Below are 24,094 nucleotides of genomic sequence, written 5' to 3' on the forward strand. Positions count from 1 at the left end.
CCGGCGGCTCACGCGTGGACGACGGGCAGGTCGGAGCCTTACAGACGGTCTCAGCGCCTCGGCAACAGCGCCTCGACCCGCTCCGCCAAGTCGTGTGCCAGCGGGCACGCTTCCGCATTGCGCTCCGGCTGGGACATGGCCATTTGCGCAAGCACACGGGCATGGTCGCTCACCTCGAATGCGATCGTGCAACCGAGCGGGTTCTGTTCCTGCAATGCTTTGCGGCCGTTCACCCTGATGTCGATGGATTCGGGGTTGATTTGTTTGAATGCCGCTAATCCCTGCACCGGGTCAAGCGCGAGCCCGTCGCTACCGAGCCCGGGTTTTGTTGCCGTGCATTCATTGCGGCGGCTGATATTGTCGCCGGGATTGAAGCCTTGGCCGGCATTGAGTTGGTCCAGCACCCGGCAGGCAACCATTCCAGCGAACGGATCGCCGGCGTCCGCCGATGTGGGAGTTCCGCTCATCGCCGGGGCCGGCGTACCAGACACCGTGGACGTGCACCCAGTCGCGGCAATTGCCGCACAGACAAACGCGACCGCCGTCAGCCTTTTGCTCACTACTCCGCATCCTTGAACTTGCCGAGATATTGCGTGGCCGCCTCATTCGACGCGTCGTATTTGCTTATGGCGATGTCTAGCGCTTCACGTATCGTTCTGAGGTTTTCCAGCACGGTTTGATAAACCGGAATGAGCGATTGCTGGTCAGAATCCATTGCACACTGGAAATGCGCGGCCGCCTGTTGTGCGTATTGATCATTGCCGAATGGCGGTTTGTTGCGCAGCCGTTCAATGTTGAGTGAAATTCGCGAAAGTCGGTCCTCCGCCTGCGTAACCGCGTTGCGGAGGTGTGCGCCGGTCTCTTCATCCACGGCCCACCCACCAGACTTGGCCTCGGCCAGCAGGTGTTGCGCCTGGTCCCCCATCGCTTTGAGCTTTTCCCGATCGCCGAACGCGGCGGTTATCCCCGTGTCTGTCCAGGCAGCCATACCGTCGCGCCCCCTCCTCGTGATGCTCTGCGATCGACACCCTAGCAGGTTGCCCGTATGGTCGACATCACAAGCTTTGTATCTGGATCAGCGTCGGAGATGAAGTATCCGGTAACAGTGCATCCCTCATCCGAGCTTCGTGAATGCCATTGTTCAGCCCTCGCTCATTGCACGGTCTTGTTCGCGTAGGAACTCGATGTCTTCGTTCACTACTCGATCTTCTTTACCAATCACATCGACAAGGAAGCTGAGCACTTCAACTTGGTGTTGAATGGCGGACAGCCATCAGTTGATGGTGCAGGTTACGCGGCTGATAGGGACCAGCCGTGCGTCTCGACCGCGCCCGGGATGTCCAGCTTCGGGCGGTCCTCCGACGGCCGGTGCCGCAGCAGGGTGGAACCGCCGGCGAACGCGATCACCGCGAAGATGATGTTGACGAGCATGCACCAGCGCCAGTCGAGGTACTCGGTGAGCACGCCACCGAGCAGCAGGCCGACCGCGGCACCCCCCGCCGGCGATCGCCCCGAAGATGCCGAACGCGCGGCCGCGTTCCTTCGGGTCGATGAAAGTCGTGGTCAGCAGCGACAGCGCGGCCGGCGCGAGCAGCGCGCCGAACACACCCTGCGCGGCGCGCGCGACGATCAGCATCTCGATGCCGTTCGCGGCGCCGCCGACTGCGGAGGCGATGGCGAACCCGGCCAGCCCGGTGAGGAACGCCCGCTTCCGTCCGAACAGGTCGTTCACCCGCCCGCCGAGCAGCAGGAGGCTGCCGAAGGCCAGCGCGTAGGCGGTGACCACCCACTGGCGGGCGTCACTGGAGAAGCCCAGCTCGTGCTGGGCGGTGGGCAGGGCGATGTTCACGATGGTCGCGTCGAGCACGACCATCAGCTGGGCCAGCCCGATCACCACCAGGATCAGCCAGCGCCGCGCGTGGTGCGGATCGTCCGTCGAGCCGGCTGGACTCCCCCCGGCGGGCTCGGCGTAGGTGGTTCGCGTCATGACAGGTCCTCGCAGACGATGTGGAGGAGAGATCTCCTCTTCCGCTTCCACGTTACGCAAAAAGCGGAGGAGCTACCTCCTGTTTGCTATAGTGGCTTTCATGACGCGGGACACACTGCGCGCCGCATCGCCGCGGCCGCTGCGGCGCGACGCCGAACGGAACCGGTTGCGGATCCTGTCGGCGGCCAAGGAGGTGTTCCGGGAACGCGGCTTCGACGCCACGCTCGACGACGTCGCCCATCGCGCCGGCCTCGGCGTCGGCACGGTCTACCGGCGGTTCCCCAACAAGGAACACCTGATCGACGCGATGTTCGCCCGCCGCCTCGAAGAGATCGAGGAAGGTGCCCGCGCGGCACTGGCCGATCCGGACCCGTGGCACGGGTTCCGGCAGTTCGTGTGGGACATCGTCGAGCTGATGGCCACCGACCGCGGGATACGGGACACGTTGCTGAGCAACGCGTTCGGCCGGGTGGACGTGGCGCAGGCCAAGGACCGCCTGGTGCCGATCGTCACGGAGCTGGTGCAGCGGGCCAAGGACAGCGGCAAGCTGCGCGCCGACTTCGCCGAGACCGACTGCCCGATGCTGTTCAAGATGGCGGCCTCGGTCGTGGAGTACTCGCAGGACCTGGCGCCCGACCTGTGGCAGCGGTACCTGACCATGCTGCTGGACGGTCTGCGGGCGGACTCCGGTGAGCGCCGGCCGCTGCCGGTGCCGCCGCTGGACCACGAAACGCTGGACTGCGCCATGAACGCGTGGCACGCGCGACGCTGAGGCCGCTGCGGCGGGTGGCCAGCACGGCGAGCCCGGCGATGGCGGTCGCGCCACAGGCGGCGAGGGTGGGCAGGTCGAGTCCGGGCGCCTCGCCGAGGACGGCGACGCCGAGCGCGGTCGCCACGACGGGGTTGGCCGCGGTCTGGCAGCCGACGACGACGTCCGGCGGGCCGCTGGCGTAAGCGTGCTGGACGAGCCAGGCGGCGGTGGCGAAGGCGAGCACGGCGGTGACCAGGGAGAGCCAGGGCAGGCCCGGCGAGTGCAGGACGTCCCTGGCGAGCACCGCGGCGAGCCCGTAGCCGGCCCCGGCGGCGACGGCGAGCGCGGCGCTGCGGGCGACCTTCTCGGTGAACGCCGCGACGGCGACCAGGACCGCGACGAGAACGGCGACGATCCGACCCGCCTCGGCGACGGCGTCGGGCGGGATGGCGGCGGGGGCCTGCGCGCGGGCGGTGAGCGTCACGAACACCGCGACGGCGAGCGTGACGGCCACGGCGGCCGCCTGCGCGACCCGGTCCCGTGGTCCATTGAGGACAGCGAGCACCGGCAGGGCCAGGACGACGAGCGGCGTGACCACCGTGACCGGAGCGAACGCGAGGGCGAGGCCCTGCAATCCGGTGCACGCGGTGAGCACACCGAGGCCGAGCATCCACGCCCGGTTGCGCACGAGCGCGACCGGCCGGGGCGCGCTCCCGGCGACGCCGCGGTGCTGCAACCACGCCCCGGCCGCCGCGGCGACCGCGGCAACCGCCGCACAGAGCACCCCCACGGCGATCATCGGCGAACCTCCCTCACTGCAAGAGAGGATGCCCGCCGGTGGCTGAGAAGTTCCTCAAGCGGCTGGACGTCCGGCGGAAGTTCGCACACCGCGCTCGGCGCCGGCCGGCCACCCAGTCACCCCGTCGAGGTGCGGTGGTTCCTGATCGAGGAGCCGCCGCTGCTGGTCGTGGTCGATCAACGCGCACCGTCGGTGCCCTGCTTGTCGCGGTCGCCCGCGCGCACACCGCCGCCGACACGACGCACCTGGCTGCCTACGCCGGCACCGCCCCCCACCAGCCGGACCTCCTACTAGCGGAAACGCGACGAACGCAAGAAACACTACGAATACCGCAGAGGTCCGGCACCCACCAGTTGCGCCGTCGCGAGCTGGATCGCGTCGTACGCGCAGGCCGTGCACTCCGCCGAGCCGGGCGTCCCCCGCGAGGTCCGGATCGGTCGCCGCGTCGAGGACGCGAAGAGAGGCCGGGCACGCCACTTCCGGGTGAAAGGGCGTTCCCGGCCCGAACGGCGTACTCAGCCCTCGAAGGTGAGGTTCCGCCCCGAGGACGGGTCGAACAGCTGCACCTTCTGCACGTCGAACCAGACGTCGAGCATGCCGCCCTCCTGGGCCCCCGACACCGGCGACAGGCGGGCCGTGATCGAGGCGCCCCCGCCGGGGACGTCGTCGGCGCCCGCGTCCGCCGCCAGCTCCGCCAGTTCGGACGTCGCGGCCAGCTCGCCTTCGACCGTGAAGTACGCGTACTTCTCCGACCCCATCGACTCCAGCACGTCCACGTGCGCGCTGAACACGCAGCCGCCGGCCTGCGCGGTCTCGTCGAGCAACGCGGCGTCCTCGAAGTGCTCCGGCCGGATGCCGGCGATCACCTCGCGCGGCGCGTTCGCGGCCTCGGCCAGCCGGCGCAGCCGGTCCGGCAGCGTGACCGTGCCCAGCGCGCTCTTCAGGCTGCCCTCCTCGAGCGTCGCCGGCACGAAGTTCATCGACGGCGAGCCGATGAACCCCGCCACGAACAGGTTCGTCGGGTGGTCGTAGAGGAACTGCGGCGACCCGATCTGCTGCACGTACCCGGCCCGCAGCACGACGACGCGGTCGCCCAGCGTCATCGCCTCGGTCTGGTCGTGGGTGACGTACAACGTGGTCGTGCCGAGCTGCCGCTGCAGCTTCGACACCGACGTCCGCATCTGCCCGCGCAGCTTCGCGTCCAGGTTGGACAGCGGTTCGTCCATCAGGAACGCCTTGGGGCTGCGCACGATCGCCCGGCCCATGGCCACCCGCTGCCGCTGCCCACCGGAGAGGTTGGACGGCTTGCGGTCCAGGTGCTGGGTCAGGTCCAGGATCTCGGCCGCCTCCTCGACCTTCGCCTTCACCGTCGCGTCGTCAACTTTGGCCAGGCGCAGCGGGAAGGCCATGTTCTCCCGCACGCTCATGTGCGGGTACAGCGCGTAGGACTGGAACACCATCGCGATGTCCCGGTCCTTCGGTGCGCGCTCGTTCATCCGCTGACCGTCGATGCGCAGCTCGCCGGAGGAGATGTCCTCCAGCCCGGCCACCATGTTCAGCGTGGTCGACTTCCCGCACCCGGACGGGCCGACCAGGATGATGAACTCGCCGTCGGCGACCTGCAAGTCCACTTCGGACACAGCGAGCGCGCCGTCCGGATAGCGCTTGCTCACCTTGTCCAGCACGATCTCAGCCATGGCGCTTACCCCTTCACCGCACCGGAGGTCAGCCCCGCGACGATGCGGCGCTGGAAGAACAACACGAACAGGATGATCGGGACGGTGATCACCACGGCCGCGGCGCAGATCGTCCCGGCGGGGTCCTCGAACTGCGAGGCCCCGGTGAAGAACGACAACGCCGCCGGCACCGTCCGCGACGCGTTGGTCGAGGTCAGCGAGATGGCGAACAGGAAGTCGTTCCAGCAGAAGATGAACACCAGGATGGCCGTGGTGAACACACCCGGCGCGGCCAGCGGGGCGATGACCCGCCGGAACGCCTGACCGGGCGTGGCACCGTCCATCTTGGCCGCCTTCTCCAGCTCCCACGGGATTTCCCGGAAGAACGCCGACAGCGTGTAGATCGCCAGCGGCAGGGCGAAGGTGATGTAGGGCAGGATCAGCCCCGGCCAGGTGTCGAACAGGCCCAGCGTGCGCTCGATGTTGAACAGCGGGCTGACCAGCGAGACCTGCGGGAACATCGCGATCAGCAGCGAGACCCCGACCAGCAGCCGCTTGCCGGGGAAGTCCAGCCGCGCGATCGCGTACGCCGCCATCGTGCCCAGGACCACCGCGATCAGCGTCGCGATGAGCGAGATGCCGATCGAGTTGATCAGCGCTCGCACGAAGTCCAGCGTCTGGAAGATGTCCGCGTAGTTCTGCAGGGTCCACGACCGCGGGATGAACTTCCCGTCGTCGAGGGTGTCCTTAGTCTTGAGCGACAACGACAGGATCCACAGCACCGGCACCAGCGCGTAGACCACCACGATGATGTCGATGATCGTCCACTTGGTCTTGCGGCCGGTGGTGACCGCGCCACCCATCACCATCAGCGCTTCCCCCCTTGGTCACTGCCCGGAGCCGCGGTGCCGAACAGCTTGATGAAGATGAACGCGATGATCGCGACCGTGATGAAGATCAGCACCGACATCGTCGACCCGATGCCGAGGTTCAGACCCTTGATCAGGTTGTTGTAGGTCTGCATGGACACCGACGACGTGTTGTTCTGGCCGCTGGTGAGCACGTAGATGTTGTCGAAGATGCGGAACGCGTCCAGCGTGCGGAACAGCAGCGCCACCAGGATCGCCGGCTTCATCACCGGCACCATCACCTTGATGAACCGCTGCCAGCCGTTGGCGCCGTCCATCGCGGCCGCCTTGAGCAGGTCGTCCGGCACCAGCGCCAGCCCGGCCATCAGCAGCAGCGCCATGAACGGCGTCGTCTTCCACACCTCGGCCAGGATGATGATCGCCAGCGACGGGATGTACTGCGTCAGCGGCGCCGAGTTCCCGGCGAGGGTGTTGGCCAGGTACCCGGTGTCCGGCGTCCACGCGTAGTACCAGGAGAACGCCGCCACCACGGTCACGATCCCGTACGGGATCAGCGACACCGTGCGCACCAGACCGCGCCCGACGAGAGTCCGGTGCATGATCAGGGCCAGCAGCATGCCCAGCACCAGCTCGATCGCGACCGAGATGATCGTGAGCCCCATCGTCGTGGCGAACGCCGTCCACCAGTAGGAGTCGGACAGCACCGCCGCGTAGTTCGCCAGCCCCACGAACTCGGTGTTCTGCGGGAACCGCAGGTCGTATCGCTGCAGCGACAGCCAGATCGAGTAGACGATCGGATACCCGGTGACCGCGAGCATCACGATCGCCGCGGGTGCGCACAACAGCCAGCCCAGCCGCCGCTCCGCCCTCTTGCCCTCGCTCAGCGCCGGTTTTCCCGGTTTCGTCGTGGTCTTCGGCGCGGTGGACACGTCCTCGACCGTGCTCACGGGATCACCCCTTTCGAATTCAGCGCGTCGGTCAGCCGGCTGCGCAGTTCGTCGGCGGTCTTCTGCGGATCGATCTTCGACGGCGGCGACAGGACCTTGGAGATGACGGTGGACAGGCTCTGGTACGCGGGCGTCAGCGGGCGCACCGCGGCATTCTTGAGCGCGGCGAAGATCGCGTCCCGCATCGGGTACGCGGTGGCCATGCTCGGGTTGTTGTCCGGGTCGACCGGCTTCGTGGGGTCGAGCGGCGTGTCGTCGGTGTAGAGCGCCTCCAGGCTCGGCGGGACACCGTCCTTGACCGCGGAGAACTTCTGGTTCTCCTGGCTGCGCAGGCACAGCGCCGCTTCGAACGCCTCCGGCTTGTGCTGCGACGTGGAGCTGACCGCGAGGTCGTAACCACCGATCGTGGTCCTGGCCGGGACGCCGGGATCGACGGCCGGGTAGGTCGACCACTTGAAGTGCGGCAGGTCCTGCGGCTGCTCGTCGGCGAAGGACGCGTAGACGAACGGCCAGTTCAGCTGGAACGCGCCGTTGCCGCGCTGGAACGCCTGCCGGACGTCGTCCTCCTTCATGTTCGTCAGCGACGGGTCGGTGACGCCGCTCGACGTGACGCGCTTGAGGATCTCCAGTGCCTGCACCGCGCCCTGGTCCATGACCACGGACTTGCCGTCGTCGGAGAGGATGTGGCCGCCCGCGGACGCGACGAGCGTGTTGTAGATGACCACCAGGCCCTCGTACTGGGCGCCGGTGAACAGGATGTTGTGCGGCTTGCCCGCGGCCTTGAGCTGCTCGGCCGCGGTGATCATGTCGTCCCACGTGGCCGGCGGCTGCGGGGTGATCCGGTCGTCGTACCAGAGCAGCTGGACGTTGGTGTTCTTCGTGGCCGCGTACAGCTTGCCGTTCCAGGTCGCGGTGGCCAGCGGACCGGGCAGCACCCCGGCCTCGGCCTTCGCCCGGTTGGCACCGGTCCACTCCTCGGCCCAGCCGGCCTCGGCGAACTCCGGCACCCACGTGACGTCCAGGCCCAGGATGTCCAGGCCCTTGTCACCGGCGGCGAGCCGTCGCGCCATCTGCAGCCGCTGGTCGTCGGCGCCGCGCTGGAGCTTGTTGTAGACGATCTTGTAGCGCCCCGCCGCCTGGGCGTTGCAGTTGTCCACCACCTTCTGGAAGGTGTCCTCCGGCGCGTAGTACAGGTTGAGCGTCGTGCCCTGCTCCGAGCTGCACGCGGTGACCAGCCCCGCGGTCAGCATCCCGGCGCCGAGCACCGCGGCGATCTGACCGGGCGGCCTGCCCCGGCGGCCACCCCTACCGTTCCCCATCAGGCCTCCTCCTCGGCACGCGACCGGCGGGAGACCCACCCCGCACGGCGTCGTGCATGCCATCAGGCAATCCGGTGCTGTCAACCCGGATCGCGCGATCGGTGGGAAGCCAAACTATGCCCGGCGATCACGCCCCGCAAGCGCTGCGGGTCACGATTCAGTCGGTTGACCCGGATGGCCGCATCGCGAGCTTCGCCAGCAGGTCACGGCCCTGCTCCGCGTTGCGGGGCTGGCACAGGACGTCGTAGCGGCCGGCGACCAGCTGGCTGGCCGAGGCGAAGTCGCGGCGCCCGCGCGAGGAGGCGTAGCTGATGGCGGCGAACACCAGGCCGAACAGCACGCCGGAGGCCAGGCCGACCAGGATGGGCTGGTAGGTGACCGACGCACCGGAGGCGAACATCGCCAGCAGGAAACCCACGAACAGGCCGAACCAGGCGCCCGAGACCGCGCCGGTCATGAGGACCCGGCCCCACGACAGGCGGCCCAGCACCCGCTCGACGAGCATCAGGTCCACGCCGACGATGGTCACGTCCTCGACCGTGAACTGGTTGTCGGCGAGGTAGTCGACCGCCCGCTGCGCCTCCTGGTACGTGGCGTAGGAGCCGATCGGCCACCCCGTGGGCGGGGTCGGCAAGCGCGGCAGCCCCTGCGCGGGACGGCCTCCGGAGGAGAACGGGCTGGTCACGGTCATCACCTGTGCTGTCGTAGTGATCGAGTGACTTCATCCTGCCAACCCCCATGAAACCACGCGAACCCGACACTCGAGGGACCGAAGAGCCGGATGATGCCGCGGTGCCCGTAATTCCCGGTCCGGAGCGGTGAGGTGGCCCCGCTGAGCGCACCCCCGGTACGCACGCGAACGCGACCTTCAGCCGACTCGGCGGAAGGCCGCGTTCGGGAACCGGGATTGCCGGCCCTCAGGAGCGGGACTGGTACTCGCGCAGCAGGCCGCGGCTGATGATCGTCTTCTGGATCTCGCTGGTGCCTTCGCCGATGAGCAGGAACGGCGCCTCGCGCATCAGCCGCTCGATCTCGTACTCCTTGGAGTACCCGTAGCCGCCGTGGATGCGGAACGCCTCCTGGGTCACCTCGGCGCAGTACTCGGACGCGATGAGCTTGGCCATCCCGGCCGCGACGTCGTTGCGCTCGCCGGTGTCCTTCAACCGGGCGGCGTTGACCATCATCAGGTGCGCGGCCTCGACCTTGGTGGCCATCTCGGCCAGCTTGAACGCGATCGCCTGGTGCTGCGCGATCGGCTTGCCGAAGGTCTTGCGCTGCTGCGCGTACTCCACCGCCAGCTCGAACGCCCGGATCGCGATCCCGCACGCCCGCGCCGCCACGTTCACCCGGCCGACCTCGATACCGTCCATCATGAACGCGAACCCCCGGCCCGGCGCCGCCCCCAGCACCTGCGCGGCCGGGATGCGGAAACCGTCGAACACCGCCTCGGTGGTGTCGACGCCCTTGTAACCCATCTTGTCGATCTTGCCCGGGATGGTCAGCCCGGGCGCCACCTCACCGAAGCCCTCCGGCTTCTCCACCAGGAACGTCGTCAGGTTCTGGTGCGACTTCTGCGCACCCTCGTCGGTGCGCACCAGCAGCGCGATCAGGTTCGACGACCCGCCGTTGGTCAGCCACATCTTCGACCCGTCGATCACGTACTCGTCCCCGTCCCGCCGGGCGCGGGTCTTGATCGCCGCCACGTCCGACCCCAGATCCGGCTCCGACATCGAAAACGACCCACGGATCTCACCGGTGGCCATCCTGGGCAGGTAGCGCTGCTTCTGCTCCGGCGTCCCGTGCCGGGAGATCATGTGCGCCACGATGAAATGCGTGTTGATCACACCCGACACGCTCATCCACCCACGCGCGATCTCCTCCACCACCAGCGCATAGGTCAGCAACGACTCGCCCAGCCCGCCGAACTCCTCCGGGATCGTGATCCCGAACAGCCCCATCTCCTTCATGCCCTCGACGATCTCGGCCGGGTAGGCGTCCGCGTGCTCCAGCTCCTGGGCGTGCGGAATGATCTCCTTGTCCACGAACGACCGGACCGTGGACAGGATCTCCGACTGCACCTCGGTGAGACCGGCGGTCTGGGCCAGACGGGCCATGGGGCGACTCCTGTGTCTGCGAGACGAATTACCGGCGAGTATGACCCGCGCCGGAACGTCCCGCATATGAGGCGCCTCACCCGGCCCGGTGTCAGGTCGCCTGGTCCACCGCGGCCTCGCCGGACTGGCGGGGCATCGGCGCGTGCCCGTTCACCTGCTGATCGGCGGCGGTGGTCTGTCGTTCGAGAAAGCGCAGCAGCTCCACCGGGAACGGCAGCACGAGCGTCGAGTTCTTCTCCGCCGCCACCTGCACCACCGTCTCCAGCAGTCGCAGCTGCAGCGCGGCCGGGGTGTCGGACATGACGCCGGCGGCCTCGGACAGCTTGTGCGACGCCTGCAGCTCACCGTCGGCGGAGATGACCCGCGCCCGGCGCTCCCGTTCGGCCTCCGCCTGGCGGGACATCGACCGCTTCATCGACTCCGGCAGGGCGACGTCCTTGATCTCCACCCGGTCGATGTGCACGCCCCAGTCCAGGGCCGGGCTGTCGATCATCAGCTCGAGCCCCTGGTTGAGCCGTTCGCGGTTGGACAGCAGGTCGTCCAGGTCGCTCTTGCCGATGATCGAGCGCAGCGAGGTCTGCGCCACCTGCCCGACGGCGAACCGGTAGTCCTGGACGTTGATCGCGGCCACGATCGGGTCGATGACCTTGAAGTAGACGACGGCGTCGACGCGGACGGTCACGTTGTCGCGGGTGATGCCCTCCTGCGCCGGGATCGGCAGGGTGACGATCTGCATGTTCACCTTCTGCAGCCGGTCGGCGACCGGCACCAGCAGGGTCAGGCCCGGCTCGCGGATGGCGCTGCGGACCCGTCCGAAGCGGTAGATCAGCCCGCGCTCGTACTGCCTGACCACGCGGACGCTGGCGGCGAGTCCGGTGACTCCCACGGCGGCGACGATGGAGATGATTTCGGCCAGCATGGCGGCTCCCGGGGGTGCGTGTCCCTTGACGCGATGTTACGCCCGTCACACCTGTTGGGAAGTGCCCGAGCACGGGCAGTCCGGACGGCGCCCGGGGGGCAGGGCCGATCGGCTGCGGGGGCCGCACCGCCGGTCTTGCCGGCGGCCGCGGATCGAAGGGACCACCGCGGCGCGGCGGCACGCGCCCGTGTCCCTCCCGCGACGCGACGGTGCGTCACCGGGACTGTCCATCTGGGATGGTCGTGGTGCCGGAAATCCGCTACCGGACACGAAATCCGGAACGTCCGGTATCACGCGGTCCACAGTGGAAGACGGGTTCGCGGTGGACTGGACCCGCGGCGGGTGCGGGCGAGCCCGCCCGTGCACCCGGTTCCCGGCCGCCGAGCCGGACGTGCCCGGCGTGCCGACGCCGCGTGCGATCGCCGAGCGGGCGGCACTCGAATAGTGTTGGCCGCATGGCGGGAGTGAACAGGGTCTTCGCCGCCCAGCTGGCCGGCCTGCCGGTCTTCGGGCCGGACGGTGAGTCGATCGGCAAGGTGCGCGACCTGGTCGCCGGCCTCCGCCTCGACCAGCAGCCGCCGCGCGTGCTCGGGCTCGTCGTCGAACTGGCCACCCGGCGCCGCGTGTTCGTGCCGATGTTGCGGGTCACCGCCATCGAACCCAACGCCGTCACGCTCGCGACCGGGTCGGTCAACATGCGCCAGTTCCACCGGCGCCCCAACGAGGTGCTCGTGCTGGGGCAGCTCATCGACGCGCAGGCGCGCCTGGCCTCCACGGAAGCGCGGGTCACGGTCACCGACGCGGCGATGGAACAGGTCCGGACCCGCGACTGGGTGCTCGCCAGGCTCGCCGTCCGCGAACGCTCCGGCCGGCTCGGGCTGAGCCGGCGGCGGTCGTCGCTGCAGGTCCTGTCGTGGTCGGAGGTGCGCGGGCTGAGCCTGACCGACCTGACCGGGCAACCGCAGGGCGCCGGGCAGCTGCTCATGCTGTTCGACACCATGCGCCCGGTGGACATCGCGGCGACGATGCGCGACCTGCCGACCAAACGGCGGCACGAGGTGGTCGACTCGATGGACGACGAACGGCTCGCCGACGTGCTCGAGGAGCTCCCGGAGGAGGACCAGAAGGAGCTGCTCGCGCACCTGGCCGAGGAACGGGCCGCCGACATCCTCGAGGCGATGAACCCCGACGACGCGGTCGACCTGCTCGGCGAACTGGCCCCGGCCGAGCAGAGCCGCCTGCTCGACCTGATGCACCCCGACGAGTCCGAGCCGCTGAAACGCCTGCTCAGCTACTCCTCGGACACCGCGGGCGGCCTGATGACGCCGGAGCCGGTCATCCTCACACCGGACGCCACGATCGCCGAGGCGCTGGCCCACATCCGCAACCCCGACCTGCCCGCCGCGCTCGCCAGCCTGGTCTTCGTGTGCCGTCCGCCGACCGAGACCCCGACCGGCCGCTACGTCGGGTGCGTCCACTTCCAGCGTCTGCTCCGCGAACCGCCCGCGGAGCTGGTCGCCAGCGCCGTCGACACCGACCTGCCCGCCCTGCACCCGGACACCGGGCTGTCCGAGATCACCCGCTACTTCGCGGCCTACAACCTCGCCTGCGGACCGGTCGTGGACGACCAGGACCACCTGCTGGGCGCCGTCACCGTCGACGACCTGCTCGACCACCTGCTGCCCGACCGCTGGCGCGAGACCGGGCTGCACGACGTCACCGAGGGACAGGAGATAGACAGTGCCTGAGCTCACCACCCGACGACGCCTCGACCAGCCCCGGGCGAGCCGGGGACCGGTCCTGTCCATCGACCCGGACAGCTTCGGACGGCTGTCCGAGCGGCTGGCCCGGTTCCTCGGTACCGGCAAGTACCTGTTCTGGCAGACGCTCATCGTGGTCGTCTGGATCATCATCAACCTGGGCGCGGCCACGCTGCGCTGGGACCCGTACCCGTTCATCCTGCTCAACCTGGCGTTCTCCACCCAGGCCGCGTACGCCGCACCGCTGATCCTGCTCGCGCAGAACCGCCAGGACGACCGCGACCGGGTGTCGCTGGAGGAGGACCGGCACCGGGCGGCGCAGACCAAGGCCGACACCGAGTACCTGGCCCGTGAGCTGGCCGCGCTGCGCCTCGCGGTGGGCGAGGTGGCCACCCGCGACTACCTGCGCGGCGAACTGGACAAGCTCCGCGAGGACCTCAACACCAAGCCGCGACGTGGCAAAAGCAATAGGGCGCAGGCAGACGCCGCTACCGGTCCGTAGCATGGGGGCGTGACCAGTACGCAGCAGATCCCCAGCGTCGAGGACGTCCGCGCAGCGCTGAAGGACGTGCACGACCCCGAGATCCGCAAGCCCATCACGGACCTCGGCATGGTCAAGGACGTCACGGTGGGCGACCACGGCGTCGTCACGGTCGCGGTGTACCTGACGGTCGCCGGCTGTCCGCTGAAGGACACCATCACGAAGGACACCCAGGCCGCGGTCGGCAAGCTCGCCGGCGTCCGCGAGGTGCGGGTCGAGCTGGACGTGATGAGCGACGAGCAACGCACCGAGCTGCGGAAACAGCTGCGCGGCGACGCGGCGGAGCCGGTCATCCCGTTCGCCCAGCCCGGTTCGATGACGCGGGTCTACTGCGTCGCGTCCGGCAAGGGCGGGGTCGGCAAGTCCAGTGTGACGGTCAACCTCGCGGTCGCGATGGCGCAGCGCGGGCTGTCCGTCGGGGTCGTCGACGCGGACATCTACGGTCACTCCGTGCCGCGCATGCTGGGCGCGCGCGAGAAGCCCACCAAGGTCGAGCAGATGATCATGCCGCCGCAGGCGCACGGCGTGAAGGTCATCTCGATCGGCATGTTCACCCCGGGCAACACGCCGGTGGTGTGGCGCGGGCCGATGCTGCACCGCGCGCTGCAGCAGTTCCTCGCCGACGTGTTCTGGGGCGATCTGGACATCCTGCTGCTGGACCTGCCGCCGGGCACCGGTGACATCGCCATCTCGGTCGCGCAGCTCATCCCGAACGCGGAGATCCTGGTGGTGACGACGCCGCAGCAGGCGGCCGCCGAGGTCGCCGAGCGCGCGGGTGCGATCGCGATGCAGACGCGGCAGCGGCTGGCCGGGGTCATCGAGAACATGTCGTGGCTGGAGACGCCGTCCGGGGAGCGGATGGAGATCTTCGGCTCCGGCGGTGGCCAGACGGTGGCGGATTCGCTGTCGAAGTCGGTCGGTTCCGAGGTGCCACTGCTGGGTCAGGTGCCGCTCGACCCGCGGCTGCGGGAACAAGGTGACGCCGGCACCCCCCTGGTGCTGGCCGAGCCGGAGGCTCCGGCTTCCCAGGTGCTGCGGGACGTGGCCAAGAAGCTGTCGGTCCGGGCGCGCGGGCTGGCCGGGAAGATGCTGAACCTGAGCCCCACCGGCCGCTGAGGAGCTGCTGACGTCGCCCGGGTCGCGGTGGGACACGCGCCTCACGGCGGCCTGGGGAGGCCGGGTGCCGGCTTCGTTGCCGTGGCCTGTTGAGCCGGCACAACGGGCCGTCTGAATGCCTTTTCCGGCTGGTCAGGTGGCGTCGGGGTCGACGGGCGGTTTTTCGCCGGGCTTGAGGGGCTCCGGTTCGGGCTTGGCGGCCGGGGTGGCGCTCGCGGCGGGGTAGCCGTTCGGCTTCACGCTGCCGCCGGACAGGCCGTTGAGGCCGAGCGGGTCCGGGTCGCCGTCGAAGAGGTGCTGCGTCACCGCCCGGCGCGGGTCGAAGTTGCGCAGCTGCCGCAGGTCCTCCAGCGGCTTCTGGAACTGCTCGAAGTCCGAGCCCATCTCGTCCTTGAGCTGCTGCCGCGCACCGTTGGCGAACTCGCGCATCTTGCGCACGTTGCGGCCCAGCCAGGCCGCCGCCTCGGGCAGCCGCTCCGGCCCCAGGATGAACAGGCCCGCGACGATCAGGACGAGGATCTCGCCCCAGCCAACGCTTTCGAACATTCGCGAACCTCCGCCTCACACGGCCCAGCGCTCCCAGCCTACCCCGGCCGCTGCCCCGATCGGATACTCCGCACGGAGTTCACGTCCTCGCCATCCGGCCGTCAGTCCGAACCGAGCGTCACGTCGACCACCAGCGTGCGGCCCTGCCGCACCAGCTGCACCGGCACCGTCTCGCCGATGTCGTGCTGCCGGACGGCGACGGTCAGCTCCGCCGCGTTGCGGACCAGCCGGTCGCCGAGCCTGGTGATCACGTCGCCCTCCGCGATGCCGGCCCGCGCGGCCGGGCCGCCGTCGGCGACGTTGAGCACCTGCGCGCCCTCGGACGTCTCCGCCGCGACCGACGCCGCGTTCACCCCGATGTCGGCGTGCTTGACCTGGCCACTGCCGATGAGCGTGCGGGCGATCTTGATCGCGTCGTCGGCCGGGATCGCGAACCCGATGCCGATGCTGCCGCCCGAGCCGTCCGCACCGCCGTCGGTGCGGATCGACGAGTTGATGCCCACCAGCGCGCCGGTCGAGTCGACGAGTGCGCCGCCGGAGTTGCCGCGGTTGATCGGGGCGTCGGTCTGGATGGCGTCGTAGGTGACCGGCGGCTCGCCGTTCTCCCCCGCCGCCGTCACCGGCCGGTGCAACGCGCTCACGATGCCCGAGGTCACGGTGTTCTCCAGGCCCAGCGGCGAACCGACGGCGATCACCGAGTCGCCCGGTTCGAGGTTCGCCGGATCGCCGACCTGCAGCACGACCGGGTTCGACACCGCCACCTTGACCACCGCGAGGTCGGTCTTCGGGTCCGTGCCCACGACGCGCGCCTCGGTGCGGGTGCCGTCGGTGAACACCGCGGTGATCTTGGCCTGCGGATCGCTCGTGGCCAGCGAGATGACGTGGTTGTTCGTGATCGCGTAGCCCTGCGGGTCGATCATCACACCCGAGCCGACGCTGCCGGACTGGCCGGACTTGACCTCGATCGACACCACCGCGGGCGCGACCCGCTGGGCGATTCCCGCGATCGACCCCGGTGCGCGCTCCTTGCCCGCCTCGGCCTCGGAGATCGTCGCCGAGCCGGTCAGCGAGTCGCCCGCGCCGCCGAGCCACCAGCCGATCAGGCCGCCGACGGCACCGATGAGCAGGCAGATCACGCCGAGCAGGCCGAGCGCGACCGGCTTGACCCGCCGGCCGAACAGCAGCTCGGGCAGCGACAGCTGGGCGCTGCGGGGCCGTTCGGAGTCCTCGTCGTCGTCGTTCCCGGGCTCGAGCGCGGGCCGGGACAGCACCGCGGCGGACCCCGGGTCGCGCCACGGATCGGTCATGCGGGACCACAGCGGCGGCTCCGGCTCACCGGGACGGCGGCCGCTGTCCTCGGCCGGGCGCTGGAGCCGGACGTCCTCGGCGCCGGGCGGGCGCCCGAACGCCTCGGCCAGCGACTCCGGGGCCGGCGGGGTGGAGACGATCTTGTCGCCGTTGCGCGTCCCGGGCGCGTAGAGCTTGTCGAAGGCGCCCTCGACGCCGTGCGGGCGGCCGAACGCGCCGGCCTCCGCGGGATCCACCGGGGGCCGGTCCAGGGGCCGGGGCGCCAGCCGCGGCTCGGTCCGCGGCGCACCGGCGGTGTCCTGTGGTGGGTTCGGCTGGCTCATCGTTCCCCGGGTGGCTGGCTCGTCGTGCTGTCGGCGCGACCCTACGCCACCGATTGTCCCGCGGAAGCGGTGAAGGGCGCGTCAGCGACCGGCGACCGCAACGGGGCTGGTGGTCGTCGTGGTGGTCGCCGGGGGCACCACCGTCGGCTCGCCGCCGAGCTGGGCGCGCAGCACCCCGGGCGCGGGCGCCGGTCCCGGCTCCGGGTTCGCCTGACCGGGATCGCCGCCGCTCGCCGAGGTCGCGACGAGCGCGAGCGCGCTCAGGACCAGGCCGGACACGGCCACCCCGGCGCCCTGTGCGACACGGCGCCGCACCGACGGATGGCGCTGCGCACCCAGTACGGCGGAACCGCTACCGAGTGGCGCGCTCGACCCGAGCGGCGCCGACGAACCGAAAGGGGACGATTTGAGACCTGCCACGCGATCGGGTCGCTGGATCGCGACGAGCTGGCCGTCCTCGGTGACCGCGAGGTTGTCCGGCGTGGTGGGCAGGTCGGTGTCCTGCGGGATGTTGCGCAGGGTCGCCAGCAGGCCGGCGGGCATCGACGGCGCCCCGGCGTGCCGGACCGCGGCACGCACCTGGCGCTGCGAACTCACCTCTGCGGCGCAGATCGGGCACCGCGCCACGTGGGACGCGGCCCGCTCGCGGGCCCCGAGGCCCATCTCCCCGTCGACGAAGGCGACGACGGCATCCGGAAGGAGGTGAGACTCGGGCAGGCCCCAGCCTCGCAGTTCGCTCATGCGGAAACCTCCACGGACTCCTCCTTGGCCGCCCGGCGCCGTTCGAGCGAGGCACGCAGCGCCTGCCGGCCACGGTGGATCCGGCTGCGCACGGTGCCCAGCTTCACGCCGAGCGTCGCACCGATCTCCTCGTAGGAAAGACCTTCGACGTCGCAGAGCACCACCGCGGCGCGGAACTCCGGCGGCAGCTCGTCGAGCGCCGCCTGCAGGTCCGGGTCCAGGTGGGTGTCGCTGTAGACCTGCTCGGGGCTCGGGTCGTCACCGACGATGCGGTCGGTGTCCTCCGGCAGCCCCTCCATGCGCACCCGCGAACGGCGGCGCGCCATGTCCAGGAACAGGTTGGTGGTGATGCGGTGCAGCCAGCCCTCGAAGGTGCCCGGCTTGTAGGAGGCCAGGGAGCGGAACACCCGGATGAACGTCTCCTGGGTGAGGTCCTCGGCGTCGTGGGTGTTGCCGGTCAGGCGGTACGCCAGCCGGTAGACCCGGTCGCCGTGCTCGCGCACGACCTCGTCCCAGGACGGCGGGGTCCACGCGGCGTCGTCCACGGTGACCGGGCGGCCCTCGGCGACCTGCTCGTTGTCCAGAGTGTTCGGCATCGTGGGGGACGGCACCTCCATCAGGCTGTTCTCCCAACTGATCTCTCCAACGCGGGCCATCCGCACTGTGTTCCCGGCAGACCCCGCCGGGATGCTGGGACCCAGCTTGGACCCCTTCCTTATGTGGGTAGTGAGACCAGACTGAGAGCGGCCTGAGAGAAGTGTGCACGTCTTCCACAGCTTTGGCGACGACCAGCGCTAACCTTTGCCGCGTGACCTCCGAGACGCTCGCGGCGAGTGGCGGCGACCACGCCGAGGGCTACCTGCCCGGCCACCCGACCGACGGTGCGCTGCTCGCCGCGCTGGCACGCTCGGCGGAGCTCGGCTGCCTCGCGCTCGGGCCGGCGACCGGTGCCGCGCTGTGCTTCCTCGCGACCAGCCTGCGGGCCCGCGCGGTGGTCGAGATCGGCACCGGCATCGGGGTCAGCGGGCTCTACCTGCTGCGCGGCATGGCGCCGGACGGGGTCCTCACCTCGATCGACATCGAGCCCGAACACCACCAGGCGGCGCGCCGCACGTTCCGCGACGCCGGGTACCCGCCGGGCCGGACGCGGCTGATCATGGGGCGCGCCCTGGACGTGCTGCCCCGGCTGACCAGCGGCGGGTACGACCTGGTGTTCGTCGACGCGGCCCGCGCCGAGTACCCGAGGTACTTCGAGCACGGCGTGCAGCTGCTGCGGCCGGGCGGGGTCATCGCGTTCCACGGCGTCACCGACGCCGCGCGCGGCGAGCGGCGGGACCCGGGGGTGCTCGCGGCGCGGGAGCTGGCGCGGGCGATCCGCGAGGACGAGCGGCTGGTGCCGGCGTTGCTGCCCGTCGGCGGGGGGTTGCTGGTCGCCGCGGTGCAGTGAGCTCGCCGGCGCGTTCCCCCACATGATCGTTCCTGGTCAGCGCGCTGCGTCGCGCGGTGCTCGCGAGGTGTCACGGGCCTCGAAATTGTCGTACCCCTGGTGCAGGATCGCCTCACGCACCGTCCGGATCGGCGAGGGGGTCGTCACACATGCGCGAGGCAGTGCTGAGCGCGGCGCGGTTCATCACCACGCGCGCGCACGAACCGATAGCTCTGGGGGACGTCGCCGACCACGTCGGGTACAGCCCGTTCCACCTGGCCCGCACCTTCGAGCGGGAGATGGGCATCCCGCCGGGCCAGTTCCTCACCGCACACCGGTTCCAGCGGGCCAAACAGCTCCTGCTGCACACCGACGAGCGGATCATCGACATCTGCAACGAGGTCGGCTTCTCCGCGGTGGGCACGTTCACCACCCGCTTCACCGCGGCGGTCGGCACCACGCCGGTGGAGTTCCGGCGGCTGCCGGACGTGCTGACCGCGTCCCCGCCGCGGCCCGTCTCGGTCCCGGACGGTGACCACGACGGCGGCGCGGTCACGGGTACGGTCCGGCTCAGCCCGGCCGCGCTGGCCGCCCTCGGCCCGAACCCGGCCGTCTACGTCGGGCTGTTCCCCCGCCGCGCCGCCCGCGGGTTCCCGGTCAGCGGCACGCTCCTCGCCGAACCGGGGTGTTTCCTGCTCACCGGCGTCCCGCCGGGCACGTACTGGGTGCTGTCCTCGGCAGTGCCCACCCGGGACGGGCCGCAGGCCCAGCTGATCCCCGGCCGCAGCGTGCTCGGCGCCTGCCCGCGCGCGGTCCGCGTGACGCCCGAGACGCCGGTGCACCACCGCGACGTCGACCTGGACGTGGGCGCGGAGTGGTCCCAGCCGGTCCTGATCGCCCTGCCCGCCCTGACCTCGGCCGGAGCGCAAGAACGGAGAAGACAACGGTGAGAGCGCCACCGTAGGTTCCGTGACGTGATCAGCCACCTGCACTCCGCCACGATCCTGGTCACCGACCAGGAGGAGGCCCTGCGCTTCTACGTCGGCAAGCTCGGGTGGGAGAAGCGGGAGGACAACCGGTTCGGGCCTGCACACCGGTTCCTGACCGTGGCGCCACCGGGCGGGGTCACGGCGATCGTGCTCGGGCAGCCGGAGGTGTACGACCGCGCCGTTGCGCCCGGCGGCACCGGCATCACGGTGATCACACCCGACCTGGCCGCGGCCCGCGCCGAGATGACCGCCCAGGGCGTGGCCGTCGGCGAGCCGCAGGTCATGCCGTGGGGTGCGAAGGCGACGTGGTTCGCCGACCCGTTCGGGAACGAGTACTTCCTGCTCGAAGGCTGACCACCGCGAGCCCGCCCAGCGCCAGCCAGAGCACCGCGACGCCGACCAGCCAGCTCCACCCGGCGTGCGCGAACACGACGCTGCCGAGCGTGCCGCCGACGCTGCTGCCGAGGTAGTAGGCGAGGTTGTAGGTGCCCGAGGCCTGGCCGCGCGCGCCCTCCGGCGCCTCGGCCGCCGCCCAGCCGTTGGCCACCGAGTGCGCCGCGAAGAACCCGCCGGTCAGCACGAGGAACCCGGCCACCACCAGGGGCAGCGAGTCGGGCAGCGTGAGCAGGATGCCGGCCGCCATCACGGTCAGCCCGCCCAGCACGGCGCGCGGACGGCCGAAGCGGGCGACCAGACGTCCGGCGTTGGAGGACGACACCGAGCCGACCGCGTAAGCGAGGAACACCAGTGACGCGACGGCCGGGGAGAGGTTCAGCGGTTCGCCGGTCAGCCGGAAGCCGGCGGCGTTGTACATGGCGACGAAGCCGCCCATCGCGAGCATCGCGACGCCGTATTGCACGAGCAGCACCCGGCTGCGCAGTGCCGCACCGAGGCCGGTGACGACGGTACCCAGCTGGTTCCCGGAGCGGGTTCCGCGCGCGCGGCCGCCGCCCGGCAGCGCGCGGATCGTGACCGCGGTGCACACCAGCGCCACTCCGGCGACCACGGCCAGCGCGCCGTGCCAGCCGAACGACTCCGCCGTGAACCCCGCGGACAGACGCCCGAGCATGCCGCCGACGGTGTTGCCCGCGATCATCGCCCCGACCGCGGCCGCCACCCCGGTCTGGCCCAGTTGTTCGACCAGGTACGCCGACGCCACGCCCGGGAAGCCCGCGATCGCGATGCCCTGCAGGGCCCGCAGCGCCAGCAGCAGCGGGTACGTGGGCGCGAACGGGAGCAGCAGGCCCAGCACGACCGACAAGGTCACCGACGCGATGATGACCGGCCGCCGCCCGATGATCTCGGACAGCGCCGCGATCGGCAGCACCGATATCGCCAGCGCGCCCGTCGCCACCGACACCGCCAGCGACGCCGAGCCCGGGTCGAGGTGGTACTGCTCGGCGAGCTGGGGCAGCACCGGCTGCGGCGCGTAGAGCAGGGCGAACGACGAGATCCCGGCGGTGGCGACGGCGAGCTTCACGCGCCGGGTGTTCGGGCGGGCGGGGGCGGCGACGGGCACGAACTCGAAAGTAAGCTCCGCTAATCAATAGTCCAATACGCAGATCTGTCACTATTCATACCGTGGTGCATGAGAACGTCGAGGAATCGCCTGACCAGGGGCTGACCGCTCGGCTGGCACCCAGCCTGGCTCTCCTGGCCGTTGTGGGTGAAACGCGCAACATCACCCGTGCGGCCGAGCGACTGGGGGTTCCGCAACCCACCGTGAGCCGCCGGCTGGCCACCTTGTCCGAGGTCGCCGGCGCACCGCTGACCGAGCCGGACGGCCGTGGGGTGCGCCTGACGCGGGCGGGCGAGATCCTCGCCGCGACGGCCGTCCGGGCGCTCGGCGTGGTCGAGACGGGCGTGCGGCAGCTGCGGGAGGAGATCTCACCCGACAGCGGGCACGTCGTCCTCGGGTTCCTGCACCTGCTGGGCCGCTGGCTGGTGCCGTCCCTGCTCCGCGACTTCCGGGCCGCGCACCCCGGTGTGCGGTTCTCGCTGGTCCAAGGTTCGCGGCAGCACGTGCTCGACCGGCTGGCCGGCGGCGAGCTGGACCTCGCGCTGGTCGCTCCCCTCCCGGACGACCCGGCGTTGGAGAGCTTCGCGCTGTCGGAGCAGGACCTGCTGCTGTCGGTGCCGGAGGCGCACCCGCTGGCCCGGCGGCGCCGCATCCGCGTGCGGGAGCTGGCCGACGAACCGTTCGTGACGCTCGAGCACGGCTACGGGCTGCGGCAGATCGTCGACGACCTCTGTGCGGCGGCCGGGTTCGAGCCGAAGATCGCGTTCGAGAGCCAGGAGTCGGACACCGCGCGCGGCCTGGTCGCGGCCGGCCTGGGGGTGGCGCTCCTCCCCCGGTTCGGCCCGGCCCCGCCCGCCGGTGTGGTCGAGGTGCCGCTGTCCCCGCAGGTCAGCCGCACGATCGGACTGACCTGGCGTGCGGGCGAACACCTGACGCCCGCGGTGCACGCCTTCCGCGACTACGTCCGCACCGAGGGCAGGCGGCACGCCTGACCGGCTACCGGACCGCCTGGTCGGTGCCGAAGGACTCCGCGAAGGCGACCAGCGTCCGGGCGGCGAAGCCGGTCGCTCCGGGAACGACCTCCGCGTACGGCTTCTCGGCGCGTGCGGGGCCCGCGATGTCCAGGTGCGCCCACGGCAGGCCTTCAGTGAACTCGCGCAGGAACAGCGCCGCCGTGATGCCGCCCGGCCCGCCCGGCGCCTGCTTCACGTCGGCCAGCTCGCCGCGCACCGCGTCGGCGTGGGCGTCCAGCAGCGGCATCCGCCACCAGGCCTCGCCGACGCTCGCGCCGGCCTCGCGGATCCCGTCGGCCAGCTTGTCGTCCGTCGCGAACAGCCCGCCGGTCCGCAGGCCCAGCGCGACCTTCATCGCGCCGGTCAGGGTGGCCACGTCGATCACCGCGTCGGGGGTGAACCGCCGGATCCCGTAGGCGAGGGCGTCGGCCAGCACCATGCGGCCCTCGGCGTCGGTGTTGGCCACCTCGGTGGTCCGCCCGCCGTAGTGCCGGACCACGTCACCCGGGCGGTACGACGACCCCGAGACGTGGTTCTCCGCCGCCGGCACCAGTGCCGTGACCCGCACCGGCAGCCGCAGCGACGCGATGGCCCGTGCCGCGGCGATGACGGCCCCGCCGCCGGCCATGTCGGTGCGCATCAGGTGCATCCCGTCGGCCGGCTTGATCGACAACCCGCCGGTGTCGAACGTGATGCCCTTGCCGACCAGCAGCAGGTGCCGGACCGCGCCGCGCGGCCGGTAGGTCAGCTCGATCAGCCGCGGCGGGCTCGCCGAGCCGCCGCCGACCGCGAGGATCCCGCCGAAGCCCTGGGCGGCCAGCCACTGCTCGTCCCGGACGGTGGCGGTCAGGCCGGGCACTTCGGCGGCCAGGCGCGCGGCCGTGTCCGCCAGCCACTCCGGGTTCTTGATGTTGGACGGGGTGTTCGCCAGATCCCTGGCCAGGGCCGATGCTTCGGCCAGCGCGCGGACCCGGTCGACGATCCGCTGGTGACCGCCCTCCGGCGTCACCAGGCGCAGGGTGCGCAGCGCGGGCCGGCCGGAGTCCGCGGTGACCTTGAAGCGGTACCCGCCGAGCAGGGCGCCCAGGGTCAGCTCGGCCACCTGATCGCCGGTGACGTCACCACCCAGCTCGACCTGGACCGCCTTGACGTCCGCGGCTTCCCGGGCGAGCGCGGCGCCCGCGGTGCGCCACTGCGCGGGCTCGCCCTCACCGATCCCCACCAGCCAGTGCACGTCCCCGCCGGGGAGCCGCCGGACCTCACCGGGCTTGCCGGAGTGCGGCACGCCGGCGACCGGCTCGCCGGCACCCGCGGGCACCAGAACGGCCACCTCGGCGCCACGCCGGGGCGAGCCGGCGACCTCGACCTCGATCAACCGGCTGGGAACGGACGGCAGGGGAAACCGCGCCATCTGGCGACCTCCTGGAACCT

General features: G+C 70.8%; 25 protein-coding genes and 1 pseudogene. 10 read left to right on the forward strand and 16 right to left on the reverse strand.

Going from position 1 to position 24,094, the window contains the following annotated elements:
• Positions 1-50: 50 nt before the first annotated feature.
• The 3 genes and pseudogenes from FB470_RS06230 to FB470_RS06240 form a co-directional block, all read right to left on the reverse strand.
• Positions 51-560: a DUF3558 domain-containing protein gene (locus FB470_RS06230; protein WP_306989460.1), complete on the reverse strand. Its 510-nt coding sequence runs from the start codon at positions 558-560 to the stop codon at positions 51-53.
• Positions 560-988: a hypothetical protein gene (locus FB470_RS06235; protein WP_306989462.1), complete on the reverse strand. Its 429-nt coding sequence runs from the start codon at positions 986-988 to the stop codon at positions 560-562. The genes FB470_RS06230 and FB470_RS06235 overlap by 1 nt, the downstream gene beginning before the upstream one ends.
• Positions 989-1,323: 335 nt before the next feature.
• A pseudogene (locus tag FB470_RS06240) lies at positions 1,324-1,987 on the reverse strand (MFS transporter); the annotation flags it as partial.
• Positions 1,988-2,087: 100 nt separating this feature from the next.
• Here FB470_RS06240 and FB470_RS06245 point away from each other — a divergent pair.
• Both FB470_RS06245 and FB470_RS06250 read left to right on the forward strand, forming a co-directional pair.
• Entirely contained in the window at positions 2,088-2,759 is a 672-nt protein-coding gene (locus tag FB470_RS06245; protein WP_306989463.1) for a TetR/AcrR family transcriptional regulator, read from the forward strand.
• A gap of 184 nt (positions 2,760-2,943) precedes the next feature.
• Positions 2,944-3,831 carry a hypothetical protein gene (locus FB470_RS06250; protein WP_306989465.1) on the forward strand — a complete coding sequence of 296 codons (888 nt, stop codon included), beginning with the start codon at positions 2,944-2,946 and terminating at the stop codon, positions 3,829-3,831.
• Between the two features lie 221 nt (positions 3,832-4,052).
• Here the strand turns inward: FB470_RS06250 and FB470_RS06255 are convergent, their stop codons facing one another.
• The 7 genes from FB470_RS06255 to FB470_RS06285 form a co-directional block, all read right to left on the reverse strand.
• On the reverse strand, positions 4,053-5,234 hold the full coding sequence (locus FB470_RS06255; RefSeq protein ID WP_306989467.1) for an ABC transporter ATP-binding protein: 1,182 nt from the start codon (positions 5,232-5,234) through the stop codon (positions 4,053-4,055).
• A 5-nt stretch (positions 5,235-5,239) separates the two neighbouring features.
• Positions 5,240-6,082: a carbohydrate ABC transporter permease gene (locus tag FB470_RS06260; protein WP_306989469.1), complete on the reverse strand. Its 843-nt coding sequence runs from the start codon at positions 6,080-6,082 to the stop codon at positions 5,240-5,242.
• On the reverse strand, positions 6,082-7,029 hold the full coding sequence (locus FB470_RS06265; RefSeq protein WP_306989471.1) for a carbohydrate ABC transporter permease: 948 nt from the start codon (positions 7,027-7,029) through the stop codon (positions 6,082-6,084). The genes FB470_RS06260 and FB470_RS06265 overlap by 1 nt, the downstream gene beginning before the upstream one ends.
• The gene (locus FB470_RS06270) at positions 7,026-8,348 is read right to left on the reverse strand and encodes an ABC transporter substrate-binding protein (RefSeq protein WP_306989473.1); all 1,323 of its coding nucleotides are present in this window, start codon (positions 8,346-8,348) and stop codon (positions 7,026-7,028) included. Before FB470_RS06270 ends, FB470_RS06265 begins: the two co-directional genes overlap by 4 nt.
• 157 nt (positions 8,349-8,505) lie before the next feature.
• Entirely contained in the window at positions 8,506-9,039 is a 534-nt protein-coding gene (locus FB470_RS06275) for a YflT domain-containing protein (RefSeq protein ID WP_306989475.1), read from the reverse strand.
• 226 nt (positions 9,040-9,265) lie between these two features.
• Entirely contained in the window at positions 9,266-10,462 is a 1,197-nt protein-coding gene (locus FB470_RS06280) for an acyl-CoA dehydrogenase family protein (RefSeq protein ID WP_306989477.1), read from the reverse strand.
• A gap of 91 nt (positions 10,463-10,553) precedes the next feature.
• Positions 10,554-11,381 (reverse strand): SPFH domain-containing protein, encoded by an 828-nt coding sequence (locus FB470_RS06285; protein WP_306989479.1) that lies wholly within the window; start codon positions 11,379-11,381, stop codon positions 10,554-10,556.
• Positions 11,382-11,685: 304 nt separating this feature from the next.
• Here FB470_RS06285 and FB470_RS06290 point away from each other — a divergent pair, with 304 nt between their 5' ends.
• From FB470_RS06290 to FB470_RS06305, 4 genes are read left to right on the forward strand one after another with little or no spacing between them, the layout of a single operon-like run.
• Positions 11,686-11,826: a hypothetical protein gene (locus tag FB470_RS06290; RefSeq protein WP_306989481.1), complete on the forward strand. Its 141-nt coding sequence runs from the start codon at positions 11,686-11,688 to the stop codon at positions 11,824-11,826.
• Between the two features lie 10 nt (positions 11,827-11,836).
• Positions 11,837-13,129 (forward strand): magnesium transporter MgtE N-terminal domain-containing protein, encoded by a 1,293-nt coding sequence (locus FB470_RS06295; protein ID WP_306989483.1) that lies wholly within the window; start codon positions 11,837-11,839, stop codon positions 13,127-13,129.
• Positions 13,122-13,643: a DUF1003 domain-containing protein gene (locus FB470_RS06300; RefSeq protein WP_306989484.1), complete on the forward strand. Its 522-nt coding sequence runs from the start codon at positions 13,122-13,124 to the stop codon at positions 13,641-13,643. The genes FB470_RS06295 and FB470_RS06300 overlap by 8 nt, the downstream gene beginning before the upstream one ends.
• Positions 13,644-13,652: 9 nt before the next feature.
• Positions 13,653-14,798 carry an Mrp/NBP35 family ATP-binding protein gene (locus FB470_RS06305; protein ID WP_306989486.1) on the forward strand — a complete coding sequence of 382 codons (1,146 nt, stop codon included), beginning with the start codon at positions 13,653-13,655 and terminating at the stop codon, positions 14,796-14,798.
• A 132-nt stretch (positions 14,799-14,930) separates the two neighbouring features.
• Here FB470_RS06305 and tatB read toward each other — a convergent pair whose 3' ends face one another.
• The 4 genes from tatB to sigE form a co-directional block, all read right to left on the reverse strand.
• Positions 14,931-15,344, reverse strand: a complete 414-nt coding sequence (gene tatB, locus FB470_RS06310; protein ID WP_306989488.1) for a Sec-independent protein translocase protein TatB — start codon at positions 15,342-15,344, stop codon at positions 14,931-14,933.
• A gap of 101 nt (positions 15,345-15,445) precedes the next feature.
• On the reverse strand, positions 15,446-16,975 hold the full coding sequence (locus tag FB470_RS06315) for a S1C family serine protease (protein WP_306989489.1): 1,530 nt from the start codon (positions 16,973-16,975) through the stop codon (positions 15,446-15,448).
• Between the two features lie 81 nt (positions 16,976-17,056).
• A complete protein-coding gene (locus tag FB470_RS06320) occupies positions 17,057-17,716 on the reverse strand; it encodes an anti-sigma factor family protein (RefSeq protein ID WP_306989491.1) in 660 nt (219 codons plus the stop codon).
• Complete coding sequence (sigE, locus tag FB470_RS06325; protein ID WP_370876449.1) at positions 17,713-18,312, reverse strand: RNA polymerase sigma factor SigE; 600 nt, start codon at positions 18,310-18,312, stop codon at positions 17,713-17,715. Before sigE ends, FB470_RS06320 begins: the two co-directional genes overlap by 4 nt.
• A gap of 212 nt (positions 18,313-18,524) precedes the next feature.
• Here sigE and FB470_RS06330 point away from each other — a divergent pair, with 212 nt between their 5' ends.
• The 3 genes from FB470_RS06330 (at position 18,525) to FB470_RS06340 (ending at position 20,485) form a co-directional block, all read left to right on the forward strand.
• Positions 18,525-19,163: an O-methyltransferase gene (locus FB470_RS06330; protein ID WP_306989493.1), complete on the forward strand. Its 639-nt coding sequence runs from the start codon at positions 18,525-18,527 to the stop codon at positions 19,161-19,163.
• A 149-nt stretch (positions 19,164-19,312) separates the two neighbouring features.
• Positions 19,313-20,092 carry a helix-turn-helix transcriptional regulator gene (locus FB470_RS06335; RefSeq protein ID WP_306989495.1) on the forward strand — a complete coding sequence of 260 codons (780 nt, stop codon included), beginning with the start codon at positions 19,313-19,315 and terminating at the stop codon, positions 20,090-20,092.
• Between the two features lie 24 nt (positions 20,093-20,116).
• Positions 20,117-20,485, forward strand: coding sequence for a VOC family protein (locus tag FB470_RS06340; RefSeq protein ID WP_306989496.1), 369 nt, complete (start codon positions 20,117-20,119; stop codon positions 20,483-20,485).
• Here FB470_RS06340 and FB470_RS06345 read toward each other — a convergent pair.
• Positions 20,412-21,611: an MFS transporter gene (locus FB470_RS06345; RefSeq protein WP_306999081.1), complete on the reverse strand. Its 1,200-nt coding sequence runs from the start codon at positions 21,609-21,611 to the stop codon at positions 20,412-20,414. The two genes, FB470_RS06340 and FB470_RS06345, sit on opposite strands and share 74 nt — an antisense overlap.
• 140 nt (positions 21,612-21,751) lie before the next feature.
• On the opposite strand from FB470_RS06345, the gene FB470_RS06350 reads away from it, so the two are divergent.
• The gene (locus tag FB470_RS06350; RefSeq protein ID WP_370876654.1) at positions 21,752-22,642 is read left to right on the forward strand and encodes a LysR family transcriptional regulator; all 891 of its coding nucleotides are present in this window, start codon (positions 21,752-21,754) and stop codon (positions 22,640-22,642) included.
• A 4-nt stretch (positions 22,643-22,646) separates the two neighbouring features.
• On the opposite strand, the gene FB470_RS06355 is transcribed toward FB470_RS06350, so the two are convergent.
• The gene (locus tag FB470_RS06355) at positions 22,647-24,074 is read right to left on the reverse strand and encodes a leucyl aminopeptidase family protein (RefSeq protein ID WP_306989498.1); all 1,428 of its coding nucleotides are present in this window, start codon (positions 24,072-24,074) and stop codon (positions 22,647-22,649) included.
• Positions 24,075-24,094: the final 20 nt, after the last annotated feature.

The sequence above is a fragment of the Amycolatopsis thermophila genome, from assembly GCF_030814215.1.
In the GTDB taxonomy this organism is placed as follows: Bacteria; Actinomycetota; Actinomycetes; order Mycobacteriales; family Pseudonocardiaceae; genus Amycolatopsis_E; species Amycolatopsis_E thermophila.